This window comes from Bacillus sp. EKM208B, from assembly GCF_011800725.1.
In the GTDB taxonomy this organism is placed as follows: domain Bacteria; phylum Bacillota; class Bacilli; order Bacillales; family Bacillaceae; genus Bacillus; species Bacillus velezensis.
This window is the reverse complement of sequence record NZ_JAANHO010000002.1, coordinates 509,916-516,248: the sequence shown is the minus strand read 5'-3', so window position 1 is coordinate 516,248 and position 6,333 is coordinate 509,916. Positions and strand designations below refer to the sequence as shown.

The window sequence follows — 6,333 nt, the reverse complement described above, 5'->3', positions numbered from 1 at the left end:
CGAAACTAAACAGCCAATCGCCGATACAATATCGGCAATTGGCTGTATGAAGGTGTTTTGATCCCTGTCTCAAAAACAGGGGTCAGTCCCGAAATGCCGGGCTTCTTTGTGCATTATGCTTTTTTGACGCGGGGACTTCTTGGTTTTTGGTATTTCTCCGCTTGTTTGATTCCTTTTCTCTCGCTCGCTAATGACTTGTACAGAGACACGATCATCAGAAGGATCACGACTGAAAACGGAACCGCGGCGAGAATGGCCGTGTTTTGCAGTGCGGCCAGACCGCCGGAATATAATAATACCGCTGCCACGGCGGACTGGATGATGCCCCAGATGATTTTCACCCGGTTTGAAGGGTCTAATGAGCCGTAAGACGTTTGCATTCCAAGCACAAATGTCGCTGAATCCGCTGATGTAATAAAGAATACAGCGATCAGAACAAGCGTTAATACGGATGTCACCATTGTCAGCGGATAGTGGCTGAGTGCGCCGAACAGCATCGTATCCGTTGACATTCCCGCGACATTGAATACGCCTTTCTGCTGAAGATCCATCGCGGATACACCGAAGATTGCAAACCATAAGAAAGCCAATATACAAGGTGTCACCAACACCCCGATTAAAAATTCCCGGATCGTCCGGCCCCTTGATACACGGGCGATAAAAATGCCGACAAACGGCGACCAGGATATCCACCAGGCCCAATAGAAAATGGTCCAGCTGTTAATCCATTCGCGTTTTTGGGGATCATTCGGAGACAAGCGAAAGCTCATCTGCACGATATTTTGGATGTATTGGCCGATAGAATCGGTAAATGAGTTCATAATCAGCACCGTCGGGCCTGCAATGAGCATAAAGATCATTAAAATACCCGCGAGCGCCATGTTGGTATTGCTTAAGTATTTAATCCCTTTGCCGATTCCGCTCCACGCAGAAATCAAAAATAACACGGTCACGACAGCGATCAGGATCAGCTGAATGGAAAATGTTTTCGGAATGCCGAATAAATAATGCAGACCGCCGTTGATCTGAGTCGCTCCGAGCCCTAAGCTTGTCGCCACACCGACAACGGTCGCAAACACCGCGATACAGTCAATCGCTTTGCCGATCGGCCCGTTTACTTTATCGCCCAAAAGCGGTGTCAGTGTGCTGCTGATCAAACCGGGCGCGTCTTTTCTGAATTGAAAATATGCGATACATAAAGCGACGACCGCATAGATGGCCCAAGCGTGCAGCCCCCAGTGGAAAAATGTGTACCGGAGCGCATCACGAAATGCTTGGGGCGTTTCTGTTTCACCTGAGGGAGAGCTGATGGCGTAATGGCTGATCGGTTCCGCAGCCCCGTAAAATACCAAACCGATTCCCATGCCTGCGCTGAAAAGCATGGCAAACCATGATAATAAGCCGAATTCCGGTTTTTCCCCGGGTTTTCCGAGTTTTATTGTGCCGATCGGACTCACAATGAGAAAGAGACAGAAACCGACAAATATAGAAACGACCAGCAGATAATACCAGCCGAAAGAATCCGTAATAAATTTTTGTGCCGTATCAGTGACTTGCTGCAGGCTGTCAGGAGAAATGGCCCCCCATAAAACCGCAGCTGCTGTGATGACAATCACAATCCAAAAAACACTGGAGATGTTCTTCTTCAAACGTTCTCACCCTCTGACTATTTTTTTCAATACGCCATTTTGTTTTAGTGTGGTCGTACGATTACAGATCATTCCTTTCTTCCTATTCCCTCAATCAGGTGAAACAAAACGCAGAAAACTCTATCATGTTTTTGGTCAATTATCAACGGGGACGCTCAGGTAAATGCGCTTTAAACCATTTAGAGCGAGCGTGAGAAACGTCCTGCATTCAAACCGGCGAGACGACCCGTGACAAAGGCTGAAGTGATATTGTAGCCCCCGGTATAGCCGTGAATGTCGAGTATTTCTCCGCAAAAATATAAGCCTTCCATTTTTTTAGACGCCATTTGTTTCGGCTCAATCTCTTTTACGGAAACACCTCCGCCTGTGACAAACGCTTTGTCCAAAGAAAGCGTTCCGTCAGCGGCAACCGTAAATTGTTTGCAGTCTTTGACAAAAGCCCTGAATTGATCCTTCGGCAGTTCCGTAAAGCTTGTCTGCGGATCAAGACCGTTCCGTTCCAGAAGAAAAAGCAGGTACCGTTCCTGCATCCACGGCTTCAGCGCGTTTTTGAGCGCTTTTTTCGGTGCGTCTTTCAGTTCCTTGTGCATCTTTTGAAATAACTCTTCCTCGTTGAGGCCGGGAAACAGATCGATGCGGAGTTTGACCTCTGGCTGCTTTTTCAGTTCTTTGACGACAAACTGGCTGCAGCGGAGAATGGCGGGGCCTGACAAGCCGAAATGGGTAAACAGCATGTCCATCACGTGTGTGACGATTGGTTTTCCTTTTTTATTCAGGACGCTGACGGCCGCGTTTCTAAGAGACAGCCCCTGAAGTGTTTTTTGTTTAATAAACGGTTCTGACGACGTAACCGGCACTTCCGTCGGAAAGAGTTCGGTCACGGTATGACCAGCCGCTTCCGCCCATGCATAGCCGTCTCCGGTGCTGCCGGTATGCGGGACTGATTTTCCGCCGACCGCGATAATGACGGCGTCTGCGTTAATGTGTTCGTCATTGTTTGTCGTAATGCCTGCTGTCCTGCCGTTCTCGTACCGCACTTCTTTGATTTTTTCATTTGTGCGGATGGTGACATTCAGTTGTTTTAATCGGTTCAAAAGCGCATCGACAACGCTTTGCGCTTTGTCCGTCACCGGGAACATGCGCCCGTGGTCTTCTTCTTTCAGCTGAATGCCGAGTTTTTCAAAAAAGGCGATGATATCTTCATTATTAAATTCGGAAAACGCGCTGTATAAAAAGCGGCCGTTGCCGGGGATGTGTTTGATGATTTCTTCAACGGGGAGGCGGTTGGTCACGTTGCAGCGCCCGCCGCCGGAAATCGCCAGCTTCCGTCCCAGCTTGTTTCCTTTATCGATTAATAATACGTCCGCCCCTTCTTCGCCTGCCGCAATCGCAGCCATTAAACCGGACGGACCGCCGCCGATCACAATCACGTCATAATGTTTCATATTTCATCAACAACTTTCTTTTTCACGTATAATAGGCGGAAATGTCCGCTTTCTGCTATTATAGCGAAAGAAAGGGAATCCTTAAACGTATTTTGTTTTTCAAAGGGTTTTCCCAAAAAGTTTCCCGCTGTAATTATTACCGTCTAATTGCCCAGTTGTGTTAAAATAGAAAAGTTGAATCTTCGTAGAAAATGGTGATGAGGAAACATGTCAAGCAAATTGTTAAGGGGCACGTTCGTGCTGACGCTCGGCACCTATATATCGCGGATTTTAGGGATGATTTATCTGATCCCGTTCGGAGCGATGGTCGGAGCGACGGGCGGAGCTTTGTTTCAATACGGATATAATCAATATACACTGTTTTTAAACATTGCCACGATGGGATTTCCCGCCGCGGTTTCAAAATTTGTCTCGAAATATAACTCCAAAGGAGACTATGAGACGAGCAGGCGGATGCTGAGAGCGGGAATGTCGGTTATGCTCGTAACCGGGATGATCGCTTTTTCAATTCTTTATATTTCGGCGCCGTTTTTTGCGGAAACATCTCTCGGCGGCACGAGTAACAACGGACTTACGATTGACCACGTCGTTTATGTCATCCGGATGGTCAGTCTGGCACTTTTGGTCGTGCCGATTATGAGTCTTGTGCGCGGTTTTTTCCAAGGTCACCAGATGATGGGGCCGACAGCCGTTTCACAGGTTGTGGAGCAGCTTGCCCGGATCATCTTTTTATTGGGCGCAACGTATTTGATTTTAAGAGTGATCAACGGCGGCCTTGTCATCGCGGTCGGATACGCGACTTTCGCGGCGCTGATCGGATCATTCGGAGGGCTTGTCGTCCTTTATATTTACTGGAATAAGCGGAAGGGCGATCTCCTGGCGATGAAGCCGAATCTCGTCCCGTCTGCGAACTTAAGTTATAAAAAAATGTTCATTGAGCTTTTCAGTTATGCCGCTCCTTACGTATTTGTCGGACTGGCGATTCCTTTGTATTCATATATCGATACGAATACGTTTAATAAAGCGATGATTGCGGCGGGCCATAAGGATATCAGCCAGGACATGCTTGCGATTGTCACCCTTTATGTGCCGAAGCTTGTTATGATCCCGGTTTCTCTGGCGACCGCTTTCGGTCTGACGCTGATTCCGACGATTACTGAATCGTTTACGAGCAGGAATTATAAGCTTTTGAACCAGCAGATTAACCAGACGATGCAAATCATTCTGTTTTTGGTTATTCCCGCCGTTGTCGGGATGTCCGTGTTATCGGGTCCGGCCTATACGTTCTTCTACGGCTCTGAAAGTCTTCGCCCGGATATCGGACAGGATATATTGTTCTGGTACGCGCCTGTCGCGATTCTGTTTTCTCTGTTTACCGTAAACGCCGCGATCCTGCAAGGGATTAATAAACAGAAATTTGCTGTCGTGAGCCTTTTCATCGGCGTCATTATAAAAGTGGTGCTGAACGTGCCGCTGATCAAGCTGTTTCAGGGGGACGGGGCCATCTTGGCAACGGCGCTCGGTTATATCGCTTCTCTTCTGTACGGTTTTATCATGATTAAGCGCCATGCGGGCTATTCGTATACGGTACTTATAAAACGGGTCATTTTAATCGCAGTCCTGTCCGTCCTGATGGGAGTCGCGGTCAAGCTGACTCAATGGCTGCTCAGCTTCTTTGTAACATACCAAAGCGGCCAGGTGCATGCGGCGATTGTCGTCTTTGTCTGCGCCGCTGTCGGCGGTGCGGTGTACATGTTTGCCGCGTACCGAATCGGATTTTTACAGAAAATGTTTGGAAACCGTCTGCCCCGCGTTTTGAGAAGAGGCAGGCATTCCGCCCATTAAGAATAATGAATAGTCCGCTTATCGCGGGCTTTTCTTTTTAAAGGAGAGGATCAGGATGAGACTTGATAAGCTGCTTGCCAACAGCGGATTCGGCTCAAGAAAAGATGTGAAAAAAATCGTCAAGGCTGGGGCTGTCATGATTGACGGAGAGCCGGCGAAAGATGTGAAAACCCATGTCGATCCGGAAAAACAGGACATCACGGTATACGGAGAGCCGGCAGATTATCGTGAATTTATTTATGTCATGATGAATAAGCCGCAAGGAGTGCTGTCCGCTACCGAAGACAGCCGCCAGCAAACGGTGGTTGATCTGCTGACGCCTGAAGAACAGCGATTTGAACCGTTTCCGGCGGGACGTCTTGATAAGGATACGGAAGGCTTTTTGCTTTTGACCAATGACGGGCAGCTCGCTCATCGCCTGCTTTCTCCGAAAAAGCATGTGCCTAAAACATATGAGGTCCGGTTAACTTCACCCCTGTCACCGGAAGACATCGTTCATCTGGAAAGAGGCGTCGTCATTGAAGGAGGCTATAAGACGAAGCCGGCAGCCGTTGAAATCATTACAGAAAGCCCGGATGAAACGGTGATTCACTTGACCATTACAGAAGGCAAATATCATCAGGTGAAGCTGATGGCAAAGGCTGTCGGAAATGAAGTGGCTTATTTGAAGCGGCTTTCGATGGGGGCTGTTTCTCTTGACCCGGATCTTAAACCGGGAGAATTCCGCGAGCTGACTGAAGAGGAGCTCGAAACGCTGAGAGGCGCTGAAGTGTAATCGATATCAGAAAAGCCCAAAACAGATTTGTTTTGGGCTTTTTATATAGAGGAACAAAAAACAAGGCAAAGACGCTGCTTTGCCTTGCAGCATGTCAGGCCGAAAAGGGCCTTATGTAATTGTTCGCTTAAGATGTAATTTTCACTTTTTTTCGTGTTGTCTCCCACTTGCCTCGGCTAGGACTATGAACAAGATCATTGTATGCTAACACATTTAAGTCTCGCTGAATGGTTCTAGGTGTAATGCCGAATTCATCAACCAGTTCCTGTGTTGTCACAAGGCCTTTTTCCTGGATGAACATGTAAACTGATTTAATCCGAGTCAGCATACGATTTGTTGAAGGTTTCAAAAAACCACTCCCTATCATAAGATCGGATGGACTTGATATACCACAACTTTCGACTCTAAAACTTCGTACGAATAAGCAACAAAGGATGACATTCTGTTTTTTCTCTTTTAACTGCCTCCATTATACACGATATGGACGACATGAATCTAGGAATAAGCGCAGATAATTTTTTCCAAATGGGTGCCGCCTTGGTGCATTACTATGTCCGGTCCGCTTTTATTATTATGGAAACTGAAACTTTTTTTATACATGTCCGTATGAAAACGGGGG

5 protein-coding genes are annotated in these 6,333 nt (G+C 47.4%); 2 read left to right on the top strand and 3 right to left on the bottom strand.

Going from position 1 to position 6,333, the window contains the following annotated elements; translation table 11 throughout:
* Positions 1-113: 113 nt before the first annotated feature.
* Complete coding sequence (opuD, locus tag G9F75_RS05360; protein ID WP_014418673.1) at positions 114-1,649, bottom strand: glycine betaine transporter OpuD; 1,536 nt, start codon at positions 1,647-1,649, stop codon at positions 114-116.
* Between the two features lie 179 nt (positions 1,650-1,828).
* Complete coding sequence (locus tag G9F75_RS05355) at positions 1,829-3,094, bottom strand: BaiN/RdsA family NAD(P)/FAD-dependent oxidoreductase (protein ID WP_100261959.1); 1,266 nt, start codon at positions 3,092-3,094, stop codon at positions 1,829-1,831.
* 207 nt (positions 3,095-3,301) lie between these two features.
* Here G9F75_RS05355 and G9F75_RS05350 point away from each other — a divergent pair, with 207 nt between their 5' ends.
* Positions 3,302-4,939 carry a putative polysaccharide biosynthesis protein gene (locus G9F75_RS05350; protein WP_014418671.1) on the top strand — a complete coding sequence of 546 codons (1,638 nt, stop codon included), beginning with the start codon at positions 3,302-3,304 and terminating at the stop codon, positions 4,937-4,939.
* A gap of 55 nt (positions 4,940-4,994) precedes the next feature.
* Positions 4,995-5,714, top strand: coding sequence for a pseudouridine synthase (locus G9F75_RS05345; RefSeq protein ID WP_007408795.1), 720 nt, complete (start codon positions 4,995-4,997; stop codon positions 5,712-5,714).
* A gap of 127 nt (positions 5,715-5,841) precedes the next feature.
* Here the strand turns inward: G9F75_RS05345 and G9F75_RS05340 are convergent, their stop codons facing one another.
* Positions 5,842-6,063, bottom strand: coding sequence for a DeoR family transcriptional regulator (locus G9F75_RS05340; RefSeq protein WP_003152337.1), 222 nt, complete (start codon positions 6,061-6,063; stop codon positions 5,842-5,844).
* Positions 6,064-6,333: the final 270 nt, after the last annotated feature.

Coding starts and splice junctions, on each gene's coding strand:
- G9F75_RS05350 (WP_014418671.1), top strand. CDS start 3,302: ATGTCAAGCAAATTGTTAAGGGGCACGTTCGTGCTGACGCTCGGCACC.
- G9F75_RS05355 (WP_100261959.1), bottom strand. CDS start 3,094: ATGAAACATTATGACGTGATTGTGATCGGCGGCGGTCCGTCCGGTTTA.
- G9F75_RS05345 (WP_007408795.1), top strand. CDS start 4,995: ATGAGACTTGATAAGCTGCTTGCCAACAGCGGATTCGGCTCAAGAAAA.